The sequence below is a fragment of the Rhodococcus globerulus genome, from assembly GCF_019334125.1.
GTDB lineage: Bacteria > Actinomycetota > Actinomycetes > Mycobacteriales > Mycobacteriaceae > Rhodococcus_F > Rhodococcus_F globerula.
The window spans coordinates 3,841,763-3,866,218 of sequence record NZ_CP079698.1 but is presented as its reverse complement, the minus strand read 5'-3'; the positions used below and the strand labels follow the sequence as shown (position 1 = coordinate 3,866,218).

The following is a 24,456-nucleotide window of genomic DNA, read 5'->3' as shown; positions in this document are numbered from 1 at the left end:
GCTTTACGATACGTCCGCGTCAGGACCCGTGAATCAGGTACTGCAGCGTGCTCACCAGTGCCCGGTCCGAATCCTCGGACTTGCGGCCCGCGATTCCCGAGCGGAGAACCGCAGAACCTTCGAGCAGGCTGACAATCGTCTGCGCCGTTGCTGTTCGCCCCGCCGCATCAAGATCTGGTTGTGTGCACACGACAACCCGCTCCACGTGCGCGATGTACTGCGCGTAGAAATCTCGGACCACAACGGAGACTTCTTCGTCGGCGGCGGATAACGCCCACACCTCGACGTACAGCCGAACAGTGGCAGGATCGTCCTGTTCGCCGAGCAGGATTCTGACGAACTGCTCGGATTCCTCGCGGGACACGGTCTGCTGTGTGTCCGTCACGGCGGCCAGCCGGTCGAGCGAACGGGTCAACGCGCGCGCCATGACGGCGCGGATCAGGTCGGCACGGGTGGGGTAGTAGTGCTGCAGGTGCCCCACCCGCACACCGGCCGCGGCGGCAAAGTCTCGCATGGCCGCGTTTGCGTTGCCCTGCGTCGTCAGTACCTGTTCTGCAGCGTCGAGTAGTGCTGCCGCGCGAATGGCGCCCTTGGTCGGGGTCATGTCCGCAATACTGCCACGGCGAGATTCTCCAGCTCGGAGATAGCGTGGCCCGGATTCGGAACTGATTCGGGGAAAGCAACTCCGGGACGTGCGTCGTCGCTCAGGACGTGCCGCACTGCGAGTGCGCCGCCTACTGCTGTGAGATGCGCCTGGCCTTGCGGATCGACAATTGTTGCGCTTGTAGCACCGTTGGCGCCGGTGACGTCGACTCGTACCTGAGCGCTACCGCCTGTGCCGGGTGAGTACAGCAAGCCGCGTCGTAGCGAGGTGAAGCGTTCTCCGCGTCCCCACCGAAACAGACCGACCTTCTTGGCGGCAAGCAGTGCTGTCGTGGAAGCATTCGAGCTGAAACCGATTCGAGTGCTTGCAGTGTCGACGTTCAGGGTCATGGGAAACGTGAATTGCTCGGGAGTGTCGATCCTTCCGACTTTGGTGCGCGATCCCGGGAAATCCACCCAGCGGGTATCCGTCAATGGGCTGACGGTGATCGGGTTTCCGTTCTGCATAACCTCGAAGTCCTGACCGAGACGGTCCATGAACTCGACGGAGTCGAGGCCGGCAATGTCGTTGACGTCGTAGCGAATCGAGACGTCGATCAGCTCGGCGCCGCCGAGCTCTTCCGCGAGCGCGGCGGCAACGATGTTGGTGACACCGCCCATCCAGCCGGACGACAGGTAAACCGGTGCGGTGGGCAACATCTGGCTTGCCAACGTGGCTGCGCGGGCTACCCTCGTAGTCCAGCGGGTGATGTCCACGTACGGTATTCCCGCTTGGACCGCGGCAGTCAACACACGATCGTGTGGATCGTTGACGGTCGACACGACCGCACGTGCCGAGGCGTCGAAAGGCGTCGGATCGGTGAGGTCCCAGCGGCGGACCGAAGCTCCGTGCCGACGGGCCAACTCGGCGCCCTTCTCGGGGGTACGTCCGGTCAGGAGTAGCAAAAAGTCAGGTGCAAGCAGGGCGGTCAGCGCGCTGCCGACGGTTCCGTATCCACCAGCTACGAGGATGGCGCCGTCTGGGTCGTGGCGCAGTGTGTCGGTCATGCATCCAACTCTAGGTCAAATGACCTAAAACGTCGAACGGTCCCGGTGTCAGTCCCGATGAGCCACGATGTTGACCACGTTGCCGTCCGGGGCCCGGACCAGGAACCGGCGCACACCCCACACTTCGGTTGTCAGTGGGTGCACGATCTCGTATCCGAGTGTCCGGGCTTCGTCGTACGCGCCGTCGACGTCGTCGGTGTGGACGGAGATGACCGAGTCCTCGGGGGAGGTCGCATCATGCGTGACGAGTTGTACATGCGCATCGGAGTCGGGAGACGCGAAGCGTGCCACCCAACCCATGTTGAACTCCTCGGTGCTCAGGCCGAGGAAGTCGGCGTAGAAACTCTTTGCCGTCTCTACATCGGGAACATTGAGGTTGGTCGTGATTCGTTGTGAGCGCATGCGGTCTCCCGGTCGTCGACAATAGGTAACTTCGATAATTGCCTGCGCGCCGGGACATGTCGAGAGGTGTTGTGGCGATTGACCGCACGAAATTCGGGCAAGTGGGGGACAATCACCGTCAGGCGACAAGTCGAGGAGATGCAAATGTCCGAGGCCAAATCCGAGCACACCGATGTTGTAGTTGAACCCGAACCGTCGATGATGAAGCGGTACTACCCCGCTGCGGTGCCCGTGATCCTCGGTTTGATCATCTTCTTCCTGCCTGTGCCGGATGGTGTCGATCCCAAAGGTATGCAGATGCTCGGCATCTTCGTCGGCACGATCGTCGCGTTGATCCTGCAACCGCTGCCCACCGGATCAGTTGCCCTCGTCGGCTTGTCGATTGCGATGATCACACAGACGGAGACGCCTTCGGAGGCGCTTGCCGGCTTCAGTAACACCACGATCTGGCTGATTGTGGCCTCGTTCTTCATTGCCGAAGGTTTTCTGGTCACCGGTCTGGGCAAACGGATCGCGTTGATGTTCGTCACGAAACTCGGAAAGTCAAGTCTTGGACTGTCTTACGGGATGGCGCTGACCGATCTGATTCTTGCGCCGGCAACACCGTCGAATACCGCGAGAGCGGGCGGCGTGGTGTATCCGATCATCGTCTCGCTGAGCAAACTCGAGGATTCCAATCCGGAACCGGAGGAATCCCGGAAGAAGCTCGGCGCGTATCTGCTGCTCACCTCACTTCAGGTCAACGTGGTCACCTCGGCCATGTTCATCACCGCCATGGCCGGTAATCCGGTAGCCGTCGACGCGGCCGCCAAGCTAGGTATCGAGATATCTTGGGGTAAATGGGCATTGGCGGCTTCGGTGCCGGGAATTGCCAGCTTGATCGCGATCCCGTGGGTGATGTCCAAGATCTTCCCGCCGACCATGCTGAAAACCCCCCAAGCTCCGGAGCAGGCCAGGGACGAGCTACGCAAGGCCGGTCCCGTGAGCCGCGACGAGAAGATCATGGCCGCAACGTTCATTCTGCTGCTTGTGCTCTGGTGCCTGGGTACACAACTCAACGTCAACGCCACCACCACGGCGTTTGTCGGCATCGCGATCCTCCTTGTCACGAAGGTGCTCAGCTGGAACAACCTGGTGACGGATAAAGGCGCATGGCAGACGCTGGTCTTCTTCGCTGTATTGGTGGGTATGGCAGGTCATCTCGAAGAGTTGGGCGTGATCGCGTGGATCGGCGGCCAGGTCTCGTCCAGTGTCGACGGGCTGCCGTGGATCTGGGCATTCGCGATTCTCACACTGGTCTACTTCTACGCGCACTACCTGTTTGCTTCCAACACGGCGCAGATCGTCGCGATGTACGCCGTGTTCCTCGGCGCAGCGGTTGCCACGGGCGCTCCACCACTGTTCTCGGCCTTGGTGTTCGGATTCATCGGCAGCCTGTTCGGCGGTATCTCGCACTACGCGTCCGGACCCGCCGGAGTTGTCTACGGCTCCGGGTACATCAAGACCTCCGAGTGGTTCCGAATCGGGTTTGTCATGAGCGTTGTGCTCATCCTCATCTGGACGATCATCGGTGGCGCGTGGATGAAAGTGATCGGTGCCTGGTGATCAGTTGTCCTTGCGGCGCAAGCTGAACCGCATGGATTCCTTGTTGACGGCGGCGATTGCCGTCAACGGGATCTCGGCTGGACACACCTTTGCGCATTCGCCGTAGGTCGAGCACGGCCCGAAGTCGGCTTCCATCTGATCGGACATCGCGCGGGCGCGCTTGCCTCTTTCGTTGCGACCCTGCGTTACCAGCGACAGATGGGTGAGTTTGGAACCCGTGAACAGATGGGCCGCTCCGTTGGGGCACGCGGCAACACAGGCGCCGCATCCGATGCAGGCCGCAAAGTCCAGCGCGGCTTCGGCATTCTGATGGGAGAGCGGTTGACTGTCGGCGTCAGGTGCCGTGCCGGCGTTGACGGAAACATAGCCACCGGCCTCGAGAACGCGATCCATAGCCGACCGGTCGACCACCAGATCCCGTACCACCGGAAACGCCGCAGAACGGAACGGCTCCAAAACAATTCGATCACCGTCCGAGAAACTACGAAGATGCTGGCGGCACGTCGGCGTGTTGGCCACCGGCCCGTGCGGGGTGTTGTTGACGGTGATACCGCACGAACCGCAAATACCTTCGCGGCAATCGGAATCGAACGCGATGGGGCTCTTGCCCTCTTCGACGAGTTGATCATTGAGTCGATCGAGAAGTTCGAGCAGCGACATCTCGACGCTCGCGTCGTCAACCTGATAAGTATCGAAGGCGCCGGAAGATTCAGGTCCATTCTGGCGCCACACGTCCACAGTGATTTTCATGCGTAGTTCCTCGTTTGCAGCGGAACAGCGGTGAAGGACAACGGTTCGTCGTGACGGATGTGCCGACCGTCCTTGGCGGTTTCCCAGGCCGAGACAAAGCACCAGCGATCGTCGTCGCGTAGTGCTTCACCATCCGACGTCTGGTGCTCGGCACGAAAATGTGCTCCGCATGATTCGTCCCGGTCGAGCGCGTCGACGCACATCAGTTCGGCGAGTTCGAGAAAATCAGCGACCCGCCCAGCCCGTTCGAGTTCCTGGTTGAACTGGTTTCCGGTTCCCACAACCCGCAGGTCCGACCAGAATTCGCCGCGCAGTTCCCGGATCTCCGTAATGGCCTTTGTCAACCCTTCTGCCGAACGGGTGACTCCGCAACCCGCATACAGGATCTCGCCGAGTCGGCGATGGAATCTGTCGGGGCCGTGCTTGCCACCTACAGACAACAGGAGTTCGACTCGTCCTCGAACGTCATTGAGCGTCGACACCACCGCCTCGTCGTCGAGGCTGAGTTCGGGAGTGCCGAGCAGGGGTGCAAGGTAGTTCGGAATTGCATAGGGAAGGGTGAACCACCCGTCGACGCAGGCGGAGAGCAGGGAATTGGCGCCGAGCCTGTTTGCTCCGTGGTACCCCCAGCCGGCTTCGCCGCCGACGAACAGGCCTGGGATCGACGTCATCTGGTCGTAGTCGTTCCAGAGGCCACCCATGGTGAAATGCGCGCCCGGTGCAATACGCATCGGCACTGTATAGGGATCCTCACTGGTGGCATCGCGATACATCGAGAAGAGGTTTCCGTACCGCTCTTCGATGGTCTTTCGACCCAATCGCGCGAGCGCATCTCGAAAATCCAGGTACACACTGTTTTTCAGTGGGCCGACGCCATGACCGGTATCGATCTGCTCACGGGCGGCGCGCGAGGAAACATCGCGGGGTGAGAGATTGCCGAAGGCGGGGTACTTGCGTTCGAGGTAGTAGTCGCGCTCGCTATCGGGGATGTCTCCGGGTTCGCGACTGTCTCCCGGTTGTGCTGGTACCCAGATGCGGCCGTCGTTGCGGAGCGACTCGCTCATCAGGATGGTCTTGGACTGCCACTCGGAATTGACGGGAAGTGCGGTGGGGTGGAACTGAATGAAGGACGGAGACGCCATCAATGCGCCGCGCCGGTGCGCTCGCCACGCGGCAGTGGCGTTGGAGTTCTTGGCAAGAGTCGATTTGTGGAAGACCGTGCCGTAGCCGCCCGACGCCAGGACAACCGCATGTCCTGTGGTGGACCTGATTTCGCCGGTCACGAGGTCGCGCGTCACAATTCCCTGGGCGCGTCCGTCTGCGACGATGAGATCGAGCATCTCGGTGCGGGTATGGAGGTTCACGGTGCCGGCAGCGATTTGTCGTTGCAGTGCCTGCGACGACGCTATCTGCAACTGCTGGCCCGTCTGCCCACGCGTGTAGTACGTGCGCGAAACCTGGACGCCACCAAACGATCGGGTGGCCAACGTGCCGCCGTATTCGCGTGCAAACGGGGCGCCGATGGCATTCATATGGTCGATCACCCGCACGGATTCCTCGGCTAGCCGGAAGCAGTCCGCCTCGCGTCCACGGAAGTCGCCGCCCTTCACGGTGTCCTTGACAAATCGATCGAGGCTGTCGTTGTCGACCTTGCAGGCGCGGGCTGCGTTGATGCCGCCTTGAGCGGCGACGCTATGTGCGCGTCTCGGTGCATCGTGGAACGTGAACGACTCGACGTGATAACCCAATTCGCCGAGCGATGCGGCACAGGCCGCGCCGGCGAGTCCGGTACCGACAACGATGACCGTGAACTTGCGGCGATTGAGTGGGCTGACGAGTTTGTAGTCGAGTTTGCGGTTCGGCCAGGCCCTCGACGGATCTCCCGGCGGGACATTACCGTCAATCGGGGTACCGATGGTTCGCAGGTCGTCGGCGTCGAAGCTGCTCATCTGATCACGCTCCTGTTTTCGAGACGAGTCCGGTGAGAACGGCGATGGGGATCGACATGTTTCCCACCATGACAACCAGTGCGATGATGCCGGCGAGTGCGACCGCAACTTGGCGGAACCGCTGACCGGTCACACCGAGATCATTGACGGCACTCCATAATCCGTGGGCCAGATGCATAGCGAGCAGGGCCATCGCGAGTATGTAGAAGGCAGCGACAGCGGGGCGTTCGAAGCTGGCAACGAGATTATCGTAGGCGTAACTCTGCGATCGGGTGGCCGCTTCGTATTCGGTGCTACCGATCGGGCGGGTGCCGGTTGTGAGGTCGAGGATGTGAAAGACGATGAACAGCAGGAGAACTGCTCCGGTCACCGGCATTGTCCGGGCGGTGAACGACGAAAGTCCTAACCCCTTGCGGCGGAACGGTCCTCGGGCTCTGCGCGCGCGAAGGGTGAGAAGCCACGCGCACCACACATGGGCGATCAGCGAGACCAGTAGAACGATGCGGAGAATCCAGAGCAATCCTTCGTAGGGAAGGAACGGTTCGAAGACGGTTCGTAGCCAGTGTGCATAGTCGTCGAAGTGTTCGGCGCCGGTGTACACCTTCAGATTGCCGATCATGTGGACGACCACGAATGCCGCAAAGATCAGCCCCGTCACTGCCATCAGAATCTTGCACGTGACGTTCGACGGGCGTGGGCGTGACCGTGTTGAATCGGCACCGGCGTGCGGTACGCGGGTCGGAACACTCACTCGTAAAACCTCCCAAGCCAGACGTGCCGGATAGGTGTCGTCAGCCTAGGCGTGATTGTGTAATTGAGCAGGGGAACGCAGTGCGACTTGTCGGTTCGTGCCGGTCAATGGTTATGTAACGGACAATATTACTCGGAAGTAAGGAAGACGTAGGCGATGGTGAACTCGACGTCACGACGACGAGCAGTGTGCGTCGGCGCTGCATCTGTCCTGGCAGCTGCCCTGATCGCGGCGGGGTCACCGGCCGGGGCGCAGGAAGCTGTCGACCTGTCCGAGGTCTTCAATCCGCTGGTTGTGCGAGCTCTCCAGGGTGGTGAGATCTCGGGGGAGTTCACTCCACTGGGACTCTCGTCGGATGATCCGTGGTTCGACGAACCAGAACTCAGTGGCGACACAGCGCCGGGAATCCTACTCAAAGCCCGCCCAGTGAGCGTGCAGGTCTATCAGGTGCGACCGGACGCGGTCAGCGCCTACCAGCTCATGTACACGACAACCGATCATTTCGGACGTCGGGTGATCAGCACCGGAATCCTGATGATTCCCGAGGACGGCACCGCTCCTGCTGACCGCAAGATCATCGGTTATGCCGAGGCGAACGACAGCCTCGGGGCCAACTGCGCTCCCAGTCACCAGTGGACCGGTGGAAATCAGAGCGACCCGGCCATGTTCTCGGCACTCGGACCCGTTGCGGAGATGTTCGGACGCGGTTGGGCCGTCATGATGAGCGATGTCGGAAACGACGGGGATACCTCGCCGCACCCGTTCTCCGTCGGTCAGTTCTCGGGCAAGGCCACCCTCGACGGTGTACGAGCGGCGCTGGCGCTTCCCGAGGCCGGATTGGCATCCGATACACCGGTTGGCATCTACGGAGTTGCCGGTGGCGGTGTCGCGGCGGGCTTTGCGGCGGAGCAGGCCCATACCTACGCGCCAGAGCTGAACGTGACGGCCAGTGCGATCCAGGCGATGATGATCGATCCGGCAACGTTCGAGGCAACTGCAGCCGGCGGCATCGGTTCCGGGTTTGTCTTCTCGTCTGTCCTCGGTTTTGATGCCGGGTATCCGGAGATCAAGCTAGACGATCACTTCACTCCGGTTGGCCGCGACGTTGCTGCGGCTTTTCGGACATCTTGTCAAGCACTGTATTTGGCGCTTCCGTTCGTTCCGTTCGATGTTCTGTTGACCAACCCAGCGCCCCGAACCATTCCGGCGCTGGCGGCCGCCTACGAGGACAACACCTTGGGCAAGCAGGCACCGAAGTCGAAGTTGCTTATCTCGTCCTGTGAAGACGATTTTCTCGTGCCCTTCAGTGAGGCGCAGGAATTGGCGGATACGTATCGCGCCGACGGTGGTGACGTCGATCTGATTCCTTCGCAGTGTGGGCCTCTCGACTATGTCACCAACCTGTACAAGACGGTTACCGATCAGCTCGGGATGCAGGACGTCGCCTGGCTGGCTGCGGAATTCGATGAAGCAGAGAGTAAGTAGATGATCCGAAAGTCTTTGACGCGCAGAGATTTTGCCCGCACTGTTATGGTGGGCTCGGTTGCACTTGGCAGCGCGATGGCGGTAGGAACAACTGCTTCGGCGCGCGAGGTGGATCGGTACCTCGATCTCACCGCGGTCAACGCCGATGCCGAAGCCGCAGGTGGGCTTCATCCGACTCTGCCCTCCGATTCCGCGAAACTTCGTGTCCTGCTCGACGAGGCCAGATCGGCAGGGGTGGATCCGCGGCGGTATCAGGTATTGCTGAAGCAGTATTGGCTTGCAGTCGGAACGGAATCCGCGGGAATCGACCTTGCCTCCTGGACTCCGTTCGACGGTGTTCACGCAAATCTCGGCAACCTGACCAATACCTTTGCGTTCTACGAGTGCCTCCAACTCGAGCACAGTGAATTACAGTGGGCTGGAATGGGTGGGATGGTTGGTCCGGCTTTTGCAGCGGGACTACTCGACGTGGATTTCGGGCGGGTCGTGCTGAACATCCGAGCGATCAGCGACGCTATGGCCGTGGTGTGGCGCGAACTCGACCGTGTCGGCACACCCATCGCGCAATCGATGGCAGCGCCCGAAGACCTCCAGGCGTTGCTCCAGGTGGGGCACGAAATTCGACCTGAGGATGTGATGTGGTTCCAGGGCAAGGTAATTGCCATGAGCAAACACATCTTCTCGGACCTGATCCCCATGCATATGGCGTGGATACACAACGGGGCGGACGGGATAGGCGAACTGGACCGGGCCGGCCTGCTCGACGAAAATGCGCGAATTGCCTGGCGCAACATTGCATCCGGTAATCCGGAAGCGGTGTTCGACGGTAATGTGCGACTGCTTCGGCGTGAGCAGTACCAATCCGTCGGCGATCAATGGGACGAGGCAAAGAACTATCGCGGAAGCGTCGGTCGGGCTCTGACGTACTTGACCACGTTTGCCGCGTCGCCGTCGATGCCGGGTGTAATCCCACCGCGTGAGTCCGATTCGCTCGAGTTCCAGGTTGGCGCAGCAAGAATCGCGACTCCGTTGCCGGACTTCAACTGGGCGGATCGAGACGGGCGCTGGATATACATCACCAACCAATTGCTTCCCGTCTACCGCGATCTCATGAACGATCAACCGGTCCTGTGGCGCGAGACGTTGGCCGCCCCGGTATCTCAACGGATTGCGGGTCAGGGCATGATCGCGCAGCTGCCGGACCTGCTCCGTTCGATGCTCTCGGCGGTCAAGATCGACTGGAACTGACGGTTGATCCAGGATCTTTCCTGAATAACAATCCTGCCAAAACGGGTAAATAAGACAAAATTCTCGTTACCGTGACCGGACATCCGACATTTCAGGGGGTCCAATTTGATGGTCACTGTGCGTAAATCGGTGTTGAGAGGAATTGTTGCAGCCTCGTTGGTTGCGGTAGCAGGAGTAGGACTCTCGCCGGCAACAGCCAGCGCTGATGTCACGCCCGTTACCCTGGTCAACGGCGTTCTGTCCACAGTTGGTGGGTGTCAAACCACCATTCGTGAATTGATCGTGTTCTGCACGGGCGCAGAGACGTTGACCAGGCGGTCGCCGCTTCTCCTCGATCTGAATCCGGTCGGAACCAACATCGTTGTGCTCGGCGCTGGGCTATTCGACGACGGCACCATGCGAGATATGTTGGTCGACCGTCTGCAAGCTGCCTTGTACCTCGCGCAGAGGTATCCAGCCGCACCGATCATCACCAGCGGCGGTGCGCCCAAGTCGGGTGTCACCGAAGCCAGGGCTATGCGGGATTGGCTGGTGGCCAATGGCGTTCACCCGGGCCGCATAACCGAGGAAGGCCGATCGGGTTCGACAGTGCAGAACGCGCAGTTCACCTCGCAGATCTTGGCCGACCGCGGAGCAACCGGCGTTGTCGTGGTGTCGAGCGCCAACCATGTCGAGCGGGCGATGATCGACTTCAGGGTTGCGGTGGCAGGCAGAATGCTTGTCGCCGGCGTTATTGCTGCGACTTGATCAACTCTGCTTCGGCCAGCAGTTGCTCGTCACCGCTCTGGGTGCGCAGAGCACGTTCCTTGATGAAGGCGATGGCAACAAGGCTGAGCAGCCCCAGAATTCCGGCAATCAGAAACAGGCGTGCGGTGGCGTCGCCGTACGCGATGCGGACGACGTCGGCAAGGGCGTCGGGCAGTTCATTGAGATTGGACAGCCCGGCGCCTCCCGTTGCGTCGACGCCGATTGCGCTCAAGCCCTGAGCAGTCAGATGTGCCACGTGTGTCGACAGAACGGCGCCGAGGATCGAGACTCCGGCTGCCCCGCCGAGCGAGCGGAAGAATGTGATGGTTGAACTGGCCGCTCCGAGATCGCTCGCATCGACCGTATTCTGCACTGCGAGAACAAGATTTTGCATCACCATGCCCATGCCGGTGCCTGCGATGAACAAAAACACGCCGATCCAGACGACTGAGGTGGCGTGGTCGATGGTGGCGAGCAGGAAGAATCCGAGTGTCATCGTGCTCGCGCCGGCAACGAGGAAGATCTTCCATCGACCGAACTTGGTGATGAGTGAGCCGGAGATACTGGACGACAGGGTGGATCCGATCACCATCGGAAGTGTCAGAAGCCCTGCGACAGTGGGTGAGTAACCGCGTGCGATCTGAAAGTACTGTCCGAGGAATACCGCGCCGCCGAAGATGGCAACACCGACGGTGATGCTGGCGAAGGTCGCGAGCGAGGTGGTGCGGTCACGGAAAAGCCGCAGGGGAATGATGGGTTCCTCCACCACGCTCTCGACCCAGACTGCCGCGGCGATAAGCACGATTCCGAGACCGCACAGGAAGAACGACATACCGGAGGACCACTCGAAGTTCTTGCCCGCCAAAGTCACCCAGATGAGGAGTGTGCTTACGCCGCCGGCGATGAGAGTCGCACCGGCGTAGTCGATCTTGACCTTTCTGCGTACTACAGGAAGATTGAGGGTGCGCTGTACGACTATCAGTGCGATCACTGCCAACGGGACGCAGACGAAGAAGGTCCAGCGCCACCCTAGCCAACTGGTATCTACGATGACGCCGCCGATGAGTGGACCGGCGATGGTGGCAATCGACATGACGGCTGCGATCGGACCTTGGTATCGGCCACGTTCGCGAGGACTGAACATGGCTGCGATCACGATGATGACCAGTGCCTGCAAGCCACCGAGTCCCAGGCCCTGCACTACTCGGAAGGCGATCAATATGCCGACGGATTGTGCGAGTCCGGCCAGGATGGATCCGATGGTGAAGATCAGGATGGAGAGTTGAACCAGCAGTTTTTTGCTCACGAGATCCGAGAATTTGCCCCAGATGGGCGTTGTGGCTGTGGAAGCCAGAAGAGTTGCCGTCACGACCCAGGTGTACTGATCCTGGGTTCCGTGTAGTTCGGTGATGATGGTCGGCAGGGCATTCGAGACAATGGTCGAGGATAGGAAGGCCACGAACATTCCGAGGAGAAGTCCGACAAGCGCCTCGATCTTCTGCCGGTGCGACATCGGAGCGGCGGGGGCCTCCTGCAGGCGGATCGATCCGACTTCTTCATGCGTGACCACGGCGACCCCACTTAGTTAGTTGACACATGCAACATTAGGCTAAGTTGGTTGTAGAACGCAACGGTTTTGCGATTAGTTTTCCATGCTGCCCAGTCGATGCAGAAGCGACGTCAGCGCGATGACGTCCTCGGGATCCCACGTCGCCAATCGTGCGCGCCACTCGTCGGCCTGACGATTCTGGACGGTGGTCACACGTTCCCGGGCCTCGGGTGTCAGGGCAACCAACTTTGCCCGGGCGTCATCGGGATCGGGGATCCGCTGTACCAGTCCGAGGCGCTCGGCCGAATCGATTTGTCTGGTCAATGTCGACTTCTCGATATCGAGCGCAGCAATGAGATCCGACATCGGAACCGCATTCGAACGGTTCAGAAGAACCAGGACGGAGTAGAGCGCCGGATCGAGTTTGGGGTGGATGGCCCGCGCGTACTTACGGGCGCGAGCGCGCCCGCGCTGCCACATATCGGCGAGTTCCATCTGCAGGCCCGAGATGGGATCTGAAACCACTGTTGCTACCCCTTAGGTGCGTCGACTTCAAGTGTTCATCCAACCAGAAGGAGTGCGGGATGCGAGTTCCGGATTCATTGTCACCCGAATGCAAATTAGTCATTGCCCTGAGAATCTCCTAACGGTTTGATGCGGTGACTGATCTATTGTCTGATTCGGGACGGTCCGTAGCTGGATAGTTGCCTGACCAGGCGATATTGCAAGCGTAGCGTGTTGGTCGGACCGTCCGTTATGGCTATGCTGCACGCTATGGCCGAATTTTCGGGGAAATCAGGCAAGTGTGGGCCACCCTGGGGGAAGCGAGAGATTTGCCCTCGTATGTTCGAGGCTCCGTCGTGAAAGCGTTGATCGACCTGATCGCGCAGTGGTGGCGTCTGCCCGATCAGTATCAGAGTTTCATGCGTTACCTCGAAGACCGTGGTCTTGTGTCGGCTTGCCGAATCCTGGTCGGCGGAACTGCGTTCGGGATGGGGTTGATCCTCGTCCTCATGAGGTGGAGTGCTGTGGGACCGCAAGGTTCGTTCTGGCGATCCGTCAACCTGGTTGTGGTCGCAGCCTGCCTGATCGCTGCCCTCATTTGGTGGCTGTTTCCGCCAACCCGGCTGTGGTCCTACACCTTTGTTGTCGGCTCCGATATTGCTATCGCGGTGGCGTCGTTCTCGGACGTCGATCCGCTGGCACGATTGTTGTGCTGTGTGGTTTTTGCCTCGATCGGTGGCTACATCGCGTTTTTCCACAACCCCACGTTGCAGCTCGGGCACCTGGTATTCGCCACCCTGGTCACGATTATGGCGGGGTGGCCGCTGCTGTTTGGTGACAACACGGATCCAGGATTGGGAATTGCCAAAATAGGTGTCACTCTCGCGACCGTCTATGTGATTCCCGTCGTCTCACAGATCATGTTGGCGATGCTCAGTTCGGATGCAACAACATCGGAATTCGATCCGCTGACCGGGCTTCTCAATCGACGTGGGCTTTCACGTCGGGCGACGGACATCGTGGGCGAGCAGATCGACGAACACAATGCGCTTCTGGTTGTGGTGATCGATCTCGACCGATTCAAGGAGATCAATGATCTCCACGGACACGATATCGGCGACAACACAATCATCAGGACCGGTTTGCGCATCAGGCTCTGGACGTCGCAGTCGGCTCTGATCGCTCGAGTCGGCGGTGACGAATTTGTAGTGCTCGAGCGGGCGCCCTTCAATTCGGTGGCAAAACTGTCGACGCGGATCACCACATTCATGAGTGGTGACAATGACGTACCGGCAATCAGTTCGAGTATCGGAATCGCGATTCGTACGGCGCCCCGAGAAGTGGACGAAACCGTGGACGAGATTGTTTCCGCACTGTTCAGGGTGGCCGATTCGGCTATGTATCAAGCCAAACGTGAGGGTGGAAATCAGGTGCGTGCCAGCGTCGTGTGAAGACTTCTTCAATCGCCGAACGACAACCCTCGTTCGGCGAGTGCCTCACCCAGAATGCGAAGGGCTTTTGGGCCCATTCCGTGAAGCTTTGCCAATTCCGATTCGGATACCGATGCGAGCTGCGACAACTCGGTGTAACCGGCAGCAAGAAGAGCCCGCGTTGCGGGCGCGCTGGTTTTCGGGAAACCGTCTCCGGGCTGTGCAGACTGAGATTCGGTCACGGTTGATCTCCTCGAGACGACGGGAAGGCGCGCGCTGCGATCGCCACACCGATACAGGCTACGACGGCAAATGTGATCAGGAGTAATTGTGCGGAACGCAAAGTCGAGGGTGCGCCGAGATTCACCAGAACTCCGGCGAGAGCGGCGCCGAACGCGTTGGCGATCAATTGCACGGTATTGATCGCCGCGGCGGCTTTTGCTCCTTCGCCTGGTTCCGAAACCGAGTTCATCGCACCGACAGCCAGGTGTGGCCAGGCGATGCCGATACCCGCCCCGGCAATGACCAGTCCGACGATCCACGCTGCGATTGCGCCGGCGCCGGCCTGATCGGTGAGGAACGCGGCCGTCAGAGCAAGCCCGAATGCGACCAGAACAGGTCCGCCGACAACGATTGTGCGGACAGCGCGAGGTGACGTTGCCGAGGCACTCGGAATTTCGCCGAGGGTCCAGCCGAGGGCGAGGGCGGCGCCGAGGAAACCGGCGGCCAACGGTGTCATACCGGCGAGGAGCTGACCGAACAGCGGAATGAACGTTTCGACCGTCGAGCTCAGGGCCAAGGCGACGATGGTCAGGTACACCCATTTGAGGGACGACGCGGTGAAGGTCGACGGCGGGAGTACTCCATGGCTCGCGCGACGGTCTGCTGCGACAAAAGCAATCAGAAGTATCACTGCCGCAAGAACCAGTGTGGCGGTCACCGCAAGGTTGGACAGAATTCCCGCGACGCTGACCAACAGCGCTGCTGCGGTCAGCAGGGCCAGCGAGAGAATCGGAACCGGACTGCTGGTGGTGCTGCCTGCAGTATGTGCCGGCAGCGCGCTGGGGACGAGCGCGGCAACCGCGATTGTCGCGACCACCAAGGCACCGAATGCCCAGCGCCAAGCGCCGAATTGAGCGAACACTCCACCGATGGCCGGCCCGGCGAACGTGCCGACACCCCACATTGCTGACACGAGTGCCGATGCGCGCGTCCACAACTGCTTGGGTAGGGCGGCGTTGATCACGGCATAACCGAGACCCGCCAGCAGTCCGCCGCCTGCTCCTTGAACAGCACGCCCGACCAGAAGCATTTCCATCGTAGGACTGAGCGCACAGACGATCGTGCCGATCGCGAAGATCGCAAGCGCAATCAGATACGCGCCTCTAGGCCCTTTCGCGCCGAGGATTCGGGTGACCAGCATCGAGGAGATGACTGAAGCAATAAGGAAAACTGTTGCAGTCCAGGCGTAATACCGTTGCCCGCCGATGTCGTCGATTGCCGTCGGAAGCAAACTGGTCGTGAGATAGACGTTCGTGGCGTACAGCGCCACTCCGCCCGCCAGGACGGTAGCGGTCCCGAGATGCCGCCCGCTCAGTAATTGACGCCACGTGCCGGCGGAGACATCAGTAGGGGAATGCATGTCGATGAAGGTAGAGTCTCAAGTGCGCTTGAGGTCAACTTCGGGTGCCAGACGGGAGGCGAGGATGATCCGCAAGAGCGACGAACTCCTCTCTATCGGCGAGGTGTCGGCCCGCACAGGCGTTGCGGTGTCGGCCGTGCGGTACTACGAAACCCTGGGTCTGGTTCCTGCCGTTCGCACCGCCGGCAATATGCGAAAGTTTCCGCGGCATGCCATACGGCGAGTGACGTTGATCCAATTGGCCGTCCGCTTCGGCATTCCGTTGTCGGAGGTCGGGGAAGTGTTCGCCTCCCTGCCAGAGGGCCGCACACCCAACAAGAAGGACTGGGCAAAGATCTCGACCGCCTGGAATCAGCGGCTAGAGGATCGTAAACAGGCGATCGCGCGCCTCCAGGAGGAGTTGACCGGGTGTATCGGGTGCGGGTGCTTGTCACTGCAAACCTGCAACCTGCTCAATCCGGGAGACGAACTCGGTTTGGGCGGGCAGGGCGCCCGCCGGATCTGACGAACTGTCAGATCAGTTGGCTCAGTTGGTTCCGTTGGCGAGGGTGGGACCTGGCATTCCAACGTCCATTGCGTCGTTCGATCTCGATGGGATGTGAGAAGCAGTCGCTGATGTTCTCCGACGTGATCACATCGTCGGCAAGTCCGGTTGCCGTGACAACGCCGTCCTTGATCAGTAGTGCATGTGTTGTCGTGCTTGGGATTTCTTCGATGTGATGGGTGACAAGAATGCTTGCCAGGGACGGGTTTTGACTACGTAGGTCATCCAGCGCGCTCAGCAGCTGTTCGCGGGCTGCCAAGTCGAGACCGGTGGCGGGCTCGTCGAGAAGAAGCAATCGTGGCTCGACCATGAGCGCTCTGGCGATCAGTGCGCGTCCGCGCTCTCCCTGAGACAAATTGGGCCACAGTGCATTCGATCGGGGGCTCATGCCAAGCAGGTCGATCAAGGCGTCGGCGTGTGCTTCCTGCTCCGGAGTTGGTGACCAGCGAGGCATCAACTCGGTGGTGTTGGTGAGTCCGGTGATCACGACGTTCCGCACCGTGATCGGAATGCCGATCGTATGACGCGGATTGACATGCCCGATGTCCATCCGCAACTCACGCATGTCGACACGGCCCAACTTGTGGCCCAGAACGAATACGGAGCCGCGGGTGGGGTGCGCAGTTGCCCCGAACAGGCTCAGCAGAGTGCTCTTTCCCGCACCGTTAGCCCCCAGCAATACCCAATGCTGGCCGGGCTCGATCGAAATGTTGATGTCCTGCAACAAGTACCGGCCGTCTCGGACCAAGTCGACATGTTCGGTCGACAGCACTGTGCCGCTGGAGTGTTCCACGGATGAAGCCTCTCTATGAATCGAGAATGCGTAGCTGACGGAGGACGGTGTCGATGTTTTCGCGTGTTGCAGCTACTGCGGCGTCGGGATCCGAATCCCATAGCGCGTCGAGCAGTCTGTCGTGGGCCTGTGAAGTATCGGGAACTCCCTCTTCGATGTCCACCATGTCGATGAGAGTCTTGCGGAGAAGCGGACGCACCGATTCGAACAGTGACAGCAGGACAGCGTTTCCCGAGAGTCGAACGACTTCTGTATGGAAATCGAGGTCGGTGTCGACAAACTTCTCGACATCCCGTTCGAAGTGGCTGTGGCGGAGCGTAAGCCGGCGTCGAAGGCGCTCGAGATCTTCCGGTTGTGCGCGCTCCGCCGCGAGTCTGGCGGCCTCGACCTCCAACGCCCGGCGCACCTCGAAAACCTCGAGCATCTGTGAGCGTCGTAGTAGCCGTGTGAATTCGTCAGCGTGTTCCAGATCCTCCGCCGCGACAACAAACGTTCCGACCCCGTGCCGTACCTCCAGCAACCCGGCATGAGTTAGAAGCCGGATCGCTTCGCGGATGGACGAACGCCCGACTCCCAGTTCTACGGCGAGTGCGGCTTCGCTCGGGATCCGCTGCTTCGGCAGCCATACCGATTGGCGGATCTTCGACCGGAAGATCTGTTCGATCTGCGGCACCAGGGGACCGCTGCGCAGAACGAAACCACCGTGGTCGTCGGTCATTGCTACCTTTCGAATCGAATTCGCCTAGCGTAACAAGTCATCAGACGTCTGAGGACTAACCCTTAGCGGGTGTGTTCGATGGGCACTCACACGCGCGGGACCCCGAGCAGAAGTGCGATCAAATCGAGAGCTGTCTCGATCTCTGCCTTCTCTCGACCTAGTAGAGGTGCGTAAAGGTGGATGTCGCAGATACGAACAAGTGCCTGGCCCAGCACTTGTGGCGACAAGCTGAGGGTCAACTGGCCGGCATCGACCTGCGACTGCAGGATCTCGGCGGCAATGGACGCGGAAATGGACTCGATGGCACCGGGCATCAGCGCGAGCTTGATGAACACCATCGGTTCCCTCTTGGTGAGCGCGCGAAGTTCGGTTGAAGAGTCTACTGAACGCATCACTCGGCCGAATACGTCGATGACGTACTCCGGGCCCTCGCCCGACGCTTGTGACATCGCTTTGCGGTACGTGCGCTCGGTGGCTTCCGCCAGCACCGTCCCCAGTAGTTCGTCGCGGTTTCCGACCCATCGGTAGAGCGTCGCGCGGCCTACTCCGAGGCGCTCGGCAAGTAGTGACATGTCGAGCGCCTCTTCGGCGAGATACATGCTCGCGGCGGTGTCGATGGCGCGCCGTCGGTCGCGGTCGGATGGCATACAGGCATTCTCTCCGGTGGCCCGGTGCGTCGATTTTCGGGTCTGTGTACGGCTCTGGCTATCTATTGACGAACCCTCCTAGGTGAGACACACTAGCTCATTGTCTCAGTTAAGTGATGCCGATCACAGTCAGGGGTTTTGTCGATGAGTTCAGTACAGACCGTTCGCGGGTCGGTGGACAGCGCCGATCTGGGGAAGGTGTTGATGCACGAGCACGTCTTCGTTCTCGGAGAGGAGATGCGCCAGAACTATCCGGACTACCCGGAGCCTTGGGACGAAGAGGCGCGGGTGGCGGACGCAGTTGCCAAGCTGACCGAACTGAAGTCCCGCGGGATCAACACAATCGTCGATCCCACCGTGATCGGGCTCGGCCGATACATTCCGCGCATCGCGCGGATCAACGAGCAGGTCGATCTCAACATCATCGTCGCCACGGGCATCTACACCTACAACGACATTCCGTTCCAATTCCATCACACAGGACCGGGATTGCTCTTCGATGTGCGAGAGCCGATGGTCGATCTGTTTGTCAAAGACATTCGAGAAGGCATCGCCGGCACTGGTATTCGCGCGGCATTCCTCAAGTGCGCCATCGAAGAGCCGGGGCTGACTCCCGGAGTCGAGCGAGTGATGCGCGCAGTTGGAGCTGCGCAGGTCGAAACGGGTGTGCCCATAACCGTCCACACCGACCCGCATACCGAATCCGGGCTCGTTGCACAGAAAGTCCTGGCCGACGAGGGCGCAGATCTGACCAAGGTCGTGATCGGTCATTCGGGTGACTCGACGGATCTCGACTATCTGTGTGCGCTCGCAGATGCCGGCTCCCTACTGGGTATGGACCGCTTCGGTCTGGATGTGCTCTTGCCGTTCGAGGAGCGCGTGAACACCGTGGTGGAGATGGCTCGTCGCGGCTACGCGGAGAAGATGGTCCTCGCCCACGACGCATCGTGCTTCATCGACTGGTTCTCCAGCGAGGCGAAGGCTGCCGCTGTGCCGAACTGGAACTACACGCACATCAGCGATCACGTCATCCCGACCTTGCTAGAGCGAGGCGTCACCGAAGACCAGATCACGACGATGCTGGTCGACAATCCGCGTCGATATTTCGAGAGCTGATCATGGACGACGTGTATGCGGGCAAGCTGTCGGTGCCACGTCCTTGGCTTGCGCGCTACGACAGTGGTACTGCGCCAACCGTTGACATCGAATACACCAATGCCCTGGAGATGTTCCGTGCGTCGGTGGCCCGCGACGCTGATGCTCCCGCAATCAGATACTTCGACGCGACTCTCACGTTCGGCGAGCTCGACACGATGTCAGACGCTTTGGCAGTGGCTCTCGCCGGTGAGGGTATCGGATTCGGCGATCGGGTGGCATTTGTCCTGCAGAATGTGCCGCAGTTCTTTGTCGCGACTCTGGCTGTCTGGAAGTTGGGAGCCGTTGTGGTTCCGGTCAATCCGATGTACCGCGACCGTGAGTTGGCGACGGTCCTGCTCGACAGCGGTGCCGTTGCGGTGATCTGCCTCGAGTCCTCGGCCCAGACGGTGGTGGCGGCGTCTGTGGGTACGGATGTTGGATGTGTTATCACTACGTCGGAACTCGATTTTCAATCACGAAGTGATCAAAGGATTTTCGGGTCTGCCAGCCGAGTGAGGAACGAGGGTTGCCACGACCTGCTGGAGTTGATCGAGGAGAACCGCGGCGCCGCACCCGATCCCGTTGACCTCGAGCCGAGCGATCTTGCGTATCTGCCGTACACGTCCGGTACGACGGGTCCGCCCAAGGGGTCTATGAACACGCATGCCAATGTGGTGTTCGCAGCGCAGATCTATCGGGACTGGGTGGGCTTGCGCCCGGGTGGCGCGGTGTTTGCCGTAGCCCCGTTGTTTCACATCACTGGTTTGATCGGACACGTCGCGGCGCCACTGCTATCGGGGGCCGCTACAATTCTCACGTGTAGATTCCACCCCGTTGTTGCGGCGGAGTCTATTTCGGAGCATCGCGCCACAGCGATCATCGGTGCAATTACCGTTTTCATCGCCTGGACGGATAATGCGGCGGTATCGAAAGAGTTGCTCAGTAGTCTCGAATCGGTCTACTCGGGTGGCGCGCCCATTCCGCATGCAGCGCTCGAGTCGTTTCGGGCGAAGTTCGGTCACTACATCCACAACGGCTACGGTTTGACCGAAACCAACAGTCCTGCAATCGTTGTGCCGAATTCACGAGAAGCGCCGGTCGACCCCGCGTCGGGTGCGGTAGCGGTCGGCGTGCCTGTCTCGAGTACGCATGCTGAGGTGGTGGACGAAAACGACAATCCGGTACCGGTCGGGGAGTGCGGGGAGATAGTTGTCAGCGGCCCGCAGGTAGCGCTCGGATACTGGAACAAGCCGGAAGAGACCGCCCACGCCATGCCCAACGGCCGTTTCCACACCGGCGATGTAGGTTTCATGGACGCTGACGGATGGTTCTACGTGGTCGATCGGATGAAAGATCAGATCAATGCCTCGGGATTCAAGGTATGGCCGCGCGAAGTGGAAGATGTTCTCTACGAACATCCTTCCGTTCGTGAGGCTGCCGTAGTGGGTGTCATGGACCCCTATCGCGGAGAGACCGTGAAAGCCTTCGTTTCACTCAAGGAGAGGCTGGAGGCGACGCCGGATGAACTGGTGGAATTCTGCAAGGTCCGTCTGGCTGCGTACAAGTACCCGCGCATCATCGAGGTCATGAGTGACCTTCCGAAGACCGTGAGCGGCAAGATTCTTCGTCGTGAATTGAGGGTTACGCGCTAATTCCGCACTCGAACAACTGCCGGCTCCTCGAATCGTGATGGGCCGGCAATTGTCGTGTCTGGCTGATCTGACATCAAATCTAGTGCATAACAATACTATTCAGTGATTGACATCACTCCGCCCGTGTCGCACACTGGTCACATCATCCGAACTTGAAGTTGGCGTCAGTTTCTACTGTCGGGGCGGCGCTTCGTTCGGGTGCAATCGCTACGACCCATCGAGGAGTAGGCATGACTAGATCGGTAGTGAATTCGGGAGGGCCCGCAGGGCGCGTATCCGATCAAGAGCGCACCAGGAAGCGTGCACATCGCAAGCTTCTCGGCGCCGGACTTCTGGGCAGCTCGATCGAATGGTACGACTTCTTTCTCTATGGAACGGCTGCAGCGCTTGTCTTTCCGCATGTATTCTTTCCGAACTCGTCCGCCCTCATGGGTACATTGCTCTCGTTCAGTACGTTCTGGGCGGGATTCGTAGCTCGGCCGATCGGTGGGATCGTTGCCGGCCATTTCGGGGACAAGTACGGACGTAAGCCTGCCGTGGTTACCTGCCTGCTCCTGATGGCATTGGCGACGTTCCTGATCGGCGCGATTCCGAGTGCATCGGCAATCGGCGTCGCTGCTCCAATTCTGTTGGTCACCTTGCGATTCATTCAGGGTCTTGCCTGCGGCGGGCAGTGGGGCGGCATTGTCTTGCTTCTCACGGAGTCGGCTAGTCCGAAGAAGCGGGGATTCTCCGGAACCTTTGGACAGATGGGTGTTTCGTTCGGCGTGGTTCTCGGCAACGTCGTATTTCTGATCGCCACCGCGACGATCTCGAACGAAGCATTCCTGAGCTGGGGATGGCGAATTCCCTTCTTCGCCAGCGCATTACTCTTCCCAGTCGTCCTGTACATCCAGACCAAGGTTGAAGACACTCCGGAATTTCTGGAGTTGCAGAAAGAAGCGGCTCGCAACAAGAAGGATGCAGTGGTGCAGGCGCCGCTGACAAAAGCGATCAAAACTCATTGGCGCAAGATTCTTCTCGGCTGTGGTCTTCTGGCTGCTACCAACTCGCTCTTCTACATCAGCATTGCCGGTGTTTTGAGCTACGGCACAACGGAACTCGGCCTAAAGAGGAATTCTCTTCTGATCATCTCTCTCCTCAGCGCGCTCCTGACCGTCGGAGTGGTGCTGTGGTCGGGAAAGATGTCGGACAGGATCGGGCGTCGTCCGATGATCTTGATCGGTGCGGCCGCGATCGTTGTCTGGGCCTTTCCGTACTTCTGGCTGATCAACACCAAGTCGCTACCGCTCTTCTTTGTTGCTGTCACCGTCGGCAGCGTTTTCCAGTCGATGACATACGGGCCCATCGCGGCATACATGGGCGAGTTGTTCGCCCCGAATGTCCGCTACTCCGCAGCGTCTCTTGCCTATCAACTGGCAGCGATCACTGTCAGCGGTGGCACACCGTTCATCATGACGGCGCTGATCGCGAAGACGGGAACCACGACCCTGGTTGCTGTGTTCGTCGCACTCATGGGATTGGTGACCTTCTTCAGTGCGTGGGCGCTTGCCGAGACCAATCCGAAGGAAGTCCGCGACGATCCGGAGGCGATCCCCGGTGCGCATCTGTATGCGTCGTAGCGAGACAGGTAAGCCCCGGCAGACAATTCTGCCGGGGCTTTCCCGCGTGCTCAGCTCTGTTTCAGAGTGACCAGTCCGGTGCGGTCGATCGAGCGTTTGAGGATCTTGCCGGTGGAACCCTTGGGCAGTGCGTCGATGAACTGCACAACCCGAGGAATTTTGTACGCCGACAGGCGCTCCCGTGCCCATGTAGTCACGTCGGCAGCATCGACGGCGCTACCCGATCGCACCGCTACGACTGCCGCGACTTCCTCACCGTAGTAGTCGTCCGGGATACCTATCACTGCAGCTTCGATGATGTCGGGATGCTGATACAGCACCTCCTCCACTTCGCCGGGGTACACGTTGTACCCGCCGCGGATGATCAGATCCTTGACCCGATCGACTATACGAAGGTCTCCGTCCGGATCGGTTTCACCGAGGTCGCCGGTGCGGAACCACCCGTCTGGGGAGAGTACCGCCGAGGTATCGTCCGGGCGTTTCCAATAGCCCTTCATGACAGTGGGGCCCTTGATGAAGACCTCTCCGACTGTGCCTGCGGGGCAATGCTTTCCGTCGTGATCGCGAACCTCGACTTCGGTTCTCGGGACGGCCCGGCCGGTGTAGCCGATTTTCGGCGGACGGTCGATGCTGTTGAACGTTCCGAACGCGCTTGTCTCGGTAAGGCCGTACCCTTCGAGGATCGTGCAGGCGAACCGAGTTTCGAAGGCGCGGGCCACCTCGCCTGGAAGGGAGGCTCCGCCGGAGATTGCGATTCTGAGTTGCTCGAGGTCGGAGCTGTCCACGTCGGCTGCTGCGTGGAGCATGGCATTCCACATCGTCGGAACACCGGCCATTATAGTGAGTTTGTCCTTGCGGACCAGATCGAGCATGGCGGTCGGATCGAAACGCGGAAGCAGGGAGAGTGATCCGCCGCCGGTGAAGGTTGCCATCATCACGGAGCCCTGTCCGAAGATGTGGAACAGCGGTAGACCCGTTCCCGTTCGGTCCGAAGAGTTTCCGCGGCTACTCTCGGCTCCGATTTCGCCGGCCGACAACAGGTTTCCCACGGTCAGCTGAGCACCCTTCGGGCGTCCGGTGGTGCCGGAGGTGTAGAGAATCGCAGTGGTGTCGTGTACATCTCGGTCGGCAATCGCTGTCGGTTCCTGGTCGGTTCTCGCCGTTTCTTCGGTCAGGGTCCAGACCGGCACGCCGCGGGCAGCGCCGGCGTCATGGGTCGCCGGCCCGAGTTGATGCCAGGCGATCGCGAGTGAAATATCGGCGTCGTCGAGCACGTACTCGATCTCGGGCTGTGCCGACATCGTATTGACCGGCACGACAACACAACCGGCTGCCTGAATGCCCATGTACGCCACGATGAATTCTGCAACCGACGGAGCGGCGAGCAACACCCGATCTCCTTCGCTCAATCCGGCAGCGCGGATTCGGCCGCCAAACGAGAGGGAGGCGTCGTGGAGTTGTCGGTATGTCCAGTCCCGGCCGGAACCGCGAATCGCGATGTTGTCCGGTGTGGCTGCGGCGTAACGGGTTACCGGATCGAGAACGCTGACCATGGATATGCCTTTCAGGAGAATCGACCGATTGTGTGTCCTGATGTCCTTGCCGAGCGTACACTTGAACTCGGTGTCAAC

The 24,456-nt window shown here is 60.2% G+C and carries 23 protein-coding genes; 9 read left to right on the top strand and 14 right to left on the bottom strand.

The genetic code is table 11. From position 1 onward, the window contains the following. Nucleotides 1–19 precede the first annotated feature (19 nt). Genes KYT97_RS17610 through KYT97_RS17600 form a run of 3 tightly spaced genes read right to left on the bottom strand, consistent with a single transcriptional unit; the run spans nt 20 to nt 2,052 of the window. Entirely contained in the window at nt 20–604 is a 585-nt protein-coding gene (locus KYT97_RS17610) for a TetR family transcriptional regulator (RefSeq protein ID WP_033233660.1), read from the bottom strand. Continuing rightward, complete coding sequence (locus KYT97_RS17605) at nt 601–1,650, bottom strand: saccharopine dehydrogenase family protein (protein WP_219110341.1); 1,050 nt, start codon at nt 1,648–1,650, stop codon at nt 601–603. Before KYT97_RS17605 ends, KYT97_RS17610 begins: the two co-directional genes overlap by 4 nt. A gap of 48 nt (nt 1,651–1,698) precedes the next feature. Then, complete coding sequence (locus KYT97_RS17600) at nt 1,699–2,052, bottom strand: VOC family protein (protein WP_219110340.1); 354 nt, start codon at nt 2,050–2,052, stop codon at nt 1,699–1,701. 144 nt (nt 2,053–2,196) lie between these two features. On the opposite strand from KYT97_RS17600, the gene KYT97_RS17595 reads away from it, so the two are divergent. Next, a complete protein-coding gene (locus KYT97_RS17595) occupies nt 2,197–3,657 on the top strand; it encodes an anion permease (protein WP_033233866.1) in 1,461 nt (486 codons plus the stop codon). Here the strand turns inward: KYT97_RS17595 and KYT97_RS17590 are convergent, their stop codons facing one another. From KYT97_RS17590 to KYT97_RS17580, 3 genes are read right to left on the bottom strand one after another with little or no spacing between them, the layout of a single operon-like run. Further along, nucleotides 3,658–4,407 (bottom strand): succinate dehydrogenase/fumarate reductase iron-sulfur subunit, encoded by a 750-nt coding sequence (locus KYT97_RS17590; protein ID WP_033233657.1) that lies wholly within the window; start codon nt 4,405–4,407, stop codon nt 3,658–3,660. It lies immediately after the preceding gene. Beyond that, on the bottom strand, nt 4,404–6,356 hold the full coding sequence (locus tag KYT97_RS17585) for a fumarate reductase/succinate dehydrogenase flavoprotein subunit (RefSeq protein WP_219110339.1): 1,953 nt from the start codon (nt 6,354–6,356) through the stop codon (nt 4,404–4,406). The genes KYT97_RS17590 and KYT97_RS17585 overlap by 4 nt, the downstream gene beginning before the upstream one ends. Nucleotides 6,357–6,360: 4 nt before the next feature. Further along, nucleotides 6,361–7,107 (bottom strand): succinate dehydrogenase cytochrome b subunit, encoded by a 747-nt coding sequence (locus KYT97_RS17580; protein WP_033233655.1) that lies wholly within the window; start codon nt 7,105–7,107, stop codon nt 6,361–6,363. Between the two features lie 156 nt (nt 7,108–7,263). Here KYT97_RS17580 and KYT97_RS17575 point away from each other — a divergent pair, with 156 nt between their 5' ends. From KYT97_RS17575 to KYT97_RS17565, 3 genes are all read left to right on the top strand, one after another. Further along, nucleotides 7,264–8,592 (top strand): lipase family protein, encoded by a 1,329-nt coding sequence (locus tag KYT97_RS17575; protein WP_219110338.1) that lies wholly within the window; start codon nt 7,264–7,266, stop codon nt 8,590–8,592. Next, nucleotides 8,593–9,840, top strand: coding sequence for a Tat pathway signal protein (locus KYT97_RS17570; RefSeq protein ID WP_219110337.1), 1,248 nt, complete (start codon nt 8,593–8,595; stop codon nt 9,838–9,840). 108 nt (nt 9,841–9,948) lie between these two features. After that, nucleotides 9,949–10,587, top strand: coding sequence for a YdcF family protein (locus KYT97_RS17565; protein ID WP_033233652.1), 639 nt, complete (start codon nt 9,949–9,951; stop codon nt 10,585–10,587). On the opposite strand, the gene KYT97_RS17560 is transcribed toward KYT97_RS17565, so the two are convergent. Beyond that, a complete protein-coding gene (locus KYT97_RS17560) occupies nt 10,571–12,100 on the bottom strand; it encodes an MFS transporter (RefSeq protein WP_219113005.1) in 1,530 nt (509 codons plus the stop codon). The genes KYT97_RS17565 and KYT97_RS17560 overlap by 17 nt on opposite strands. Nucleotides 12,101–12,229: 129 nt before the next feature. Further along, nucleotides 12,230–12,661, bottom strand: coding sequence for a MarR family winged helix-turn-helix transcriptional regulator (locus KYT97_RS17555; RefSeq protein ID WP_033233651.1), 432 nt, complete (start codon nt 12,659–12,661; stop codon nt 12,230–12,232). Between the two features lie 335 nt (nt 12,662–12,996). On the opposite strand from KYT97_RS17555, the gene KYT97_RS17550 reads away from it, so the two are divergent. Continuing rightward, entirely contained in the window at nt 12,997–14,091 is a 1,095-nt protein-coding gene (locus tag KYT97_RS17550) for a GGDEF domain-containing protein (protein ID WP_219110336.1), read from the top strand. A gap of 8 nt (nt 14,092–14,099) precedes the next feature. Here the strand turns inward: KYT97_RS17550 and KYT97_RS17545 are convergent, their stop codons facing one another. After that, nucleotides 14,100–14,312: a helix-hairpin-helix domain-containing protein gene (locus KYT97_RS17545; RefSeq protein WP_033233649.1), complete on the bottom strand. Its 213-nt coding sequence runs from the start codon at nt 14,310–14,312 to the stop codon at nt 14,100–14,102. Continuing rightward, nucleotides 14,309–15,712, bottom strand: a complete 1,404-nt coding sequence (locus tag KYT97_RS17540) for an MFS transporter (protein ID WP_033233648.1) — start codon at nt 15,710–15,712, stop codon at nt 14,309–14,311. Before KYT97_RS17540 ends, KYT97_RS17545 begins: the two co-directional genes overlap by 4 nt. Nucleotides 15,713–15,776: 64 nt before the next feature. Here KYT97_RS17540 and soxR point away from each other — a divergent pair, with 64 nt between their 5' ends. Continuing rightward, complete coding sequence (soxR, locus tag KYT97_RS17535; RefSeq protein ID WP_033233647.1) at nt 15,777–16,217, top strand: redox-sensitive transcriptional activator SoxR; 441 nt, start codon at nt 15,777–15,779, stop codon at nt 16,215–16,217. Between the two features lie 7 nt (nt 16,218–16,224). Here soxR and KYT97_RS17530 read toward each other — a convergent pair whose 3' ends face one another. The 3 genes from KYT97_RS17530 to KYT97_RS17520 all read right to left on the bottom strand — a co-directional run bounded on the left by KYT97_RS17530 (nt 16,225) and on the right by KYT97_RS17520 (nt 18,414). Continuing rightward, nucleotides 16,225–17,049 (bottom strand): ABC transporter ATP-binding protein, encoded by an 825-nt coding sequence (locus tag KYT97_RS17530; RefSeq protein WP_033233646.1) that lies wholly within the window; start codon nt 17,047–17,049, stop codon nt 16,225–16,227. A gap of 13 nt (nt 17,050–17,062) precedes the next feature. Next, nucleotides 17,063–17,767 carry a FadR/GntR family transcriptional regulator gene (locus KYT97_RS17525; protein ID WP_092804529.1) on the bottom strand — a complete coding sequence of 235 codons (705 nt, stop codon included), beginning with the start codon at nt 17,765–17,767 and terminating at the stop codon, nt 17,063–17,065. A gap of 86 nt (nt 17,768–17,853) precedes the next feature. Then, complete coding sequence (locus KYT97_RS17520) at nt 17,854–18,414, bottom strand: TetR/AcrR family transcriptional regulator (protein WP_116102550.1); 561 nt, start codon at nt 18,412–18,414, stop codon at nt 17,854–17,856. Between the two features lie 144 nt (nt 18,415–18,558). Here KYT97_RS17520 and KYT97_RS17515 point away from each other — a divergent pair, with 144 nt between their 5' ends. From KYT97_RS17515 to KYT97_RS17505, 3 genes are all read left to right on the top strand, one after another. Then, entirely contained in the window at nt 18,559–19,530 is a 972-nt protein-coding gene (locus tag KYT97_RS17515) for a phosphotriesterase family protein (protein ID WP_095887351.1), read from the top strand. Nucleotides 19,531–19,532: 2 nt separating this feature from the next. Beyond that, on the top strand, nt 19,533–21,203 hold the full coding sequence (locus KYT97_RS17510) for an AMP-binding protein (RefSeq protein WP_219110335.1): 1,671 nt from the start codon (nt 19,533–19,535) through the stop codon (nt 21,201–21,203). A 230-nt stretch (nt 21,204–21,433) separates the two neighbouring features. Continuing rightward, a complete protein-coding gene (locus tag KYT97_RS17505; protein ID WP_045065472.1) occupies nt 21,434–22,825 on the top strand; it encodes an MFS transporter in 1,392 nt (463 codons plus the stop codon). A gap of 50 nt (nt 22,826–22,875) precedes the next feature. Here KYT97_RS17505 and KYT97_RS17500 read toward each other — a convergent pair whose 3' ends face one another. Continuing rightward, nucleotides 22,876–24,378 (bottom strand): AMP-binding protein, encoded by a 1,503-nt coding sequence (locus tag KYT97_RS17500; RefSeq protein WP_219110334.1) that lies wholly within the window; start codon nt 24,376–24,378, stop codon nt 22,876–22,878. Nucleotides 24,379–24,456 lie beyond the last annotated feature (78 nt).

Bases quoted from the DNA above. Each gene is read 5' to 3' on its own strand.
- KYT97_RS17610 (WP_033233660.1), bottom strand. From the start codon at position 604: ATGACCCCGACCAAGGGCGCCATTCGCGCGGCAGCACTACTCGACGCT.
- KYT97_RS17605 (WP_219110341.1), bottom strand. From the start codon at position 1,650: ATGACCGACACACTGCGCCACGACCCAGACGGCGCCATCCTCGTAGCT.
- KYT97_RS17600 (WP_219110340.1), bottom strand. From the start codon at position 2,052: ATGCGCTCACAACGAATCACGACCAACCTCAATGTTCCCGATGTAGAG.
- KYT97_RS17595 (WP_033233866.1), top strand. From the start codon at position 2,197: ATGTCCGAGGCCAAATCCGAGCACACCGATGTTGTAGTTGAACCCGAA.
- KYT97_RS17590 (WP_033233657.1), bottom strand. From the start codon at position 4,407: ATGAAAATCACTGTGGACGTGTGGCGCCAGAATGGACCTGAATCTTCC.
- KYT97_RS17585 (WP_219110339.1), bottom strand. From the start codon at position 6,356: ATGAGCAGCTTCGACGCCGACGACCTGCGAACCATCGGTACCCCGATT.
- KYT97_RS17575 (WP_219110338.1), top strand. From the start codon at position 7,264: ATGGTGAACTCGACGTCACGACGACGAGCAGTGTGCGTCGGCGCTGCA.
- KYT97_RS17570 (WP_219110337.1), top strand. From the start codon at position 8,593: ATGATCCGAAAGTCTTTGACGCGCAGAGATTTTGCCCGCACTGTTATG.
- KYT97_RS17565 (WP_033233652.1), top strand. From the start codon at position 9,949: ATGGTCACTGTGCGTAAATCGGTGTTGAGAGGAATTGTTGCAGCCTCG.
- KYT97_RS17560 (WP_219113005.1), bottom strand. From the start codon at position 12,100: ATGTCGCACCGGCAGAAGATCGAGGCGCTTGTCGGACTTCTCCTCGGA.
- KYT97_RS17540 (WP_033233648.1), bottom strand. From the start codon at position 15,712: ATGCATTCCCCTACTGATGTCTCCGCCGGCACGTGGCGTCAATTACTG.
- soxR (WP_033233647.1), top strand. From the start codon at position 15,777: ATGATCCGCAAGAGCGACGAACTCCTCTCTATCGGCGAGGTGTCGGCC.
- KYT97_RS17525 (WP_092804529.1), bottom strand. From the start codon at position 17,767: ATGACCGACGACCACGGTGGTTTCGTTCTGCGCAGCGGTCCCCTGGTG.
- KYT97_RS17520 (WP_116102550.1), bottom strand. From the start codon at position 18,414: ATGCCATCCGACCGCGACCGACGGCGCGCCATCGACACCGCCGCGAGC.
- KYT97_RS17515 (WP_095887351.1), top strand. From the start codon at position 18,559: ATGAGTTCAGTACAGACCGTTCGCGGGTCGGTGGACAGCGCCGATCTG.
- KYT97_RS17510 (WP_219110335.1), top strand. From the start codon at position 19,533: ATGGACGACGTGTATGCGGGCAAGCTGTCGGTGCCACGTCCTTGGCTT.
- KYT97_RS17505 (WP_045065472.1), top strand. From the start codon at position 21,434: ATGACTAGATCGGTAGTGAATTCGGGAGGGCCCGCAGGGCGCGTATCC.
- KYT97_RS17500 (WP_219110334.1), bottom strand. From the start codon at position 24,378: ATGGTCAGCGTTCTCGATCCGGTAACCCGTTACGCCGCAGCCACACCG.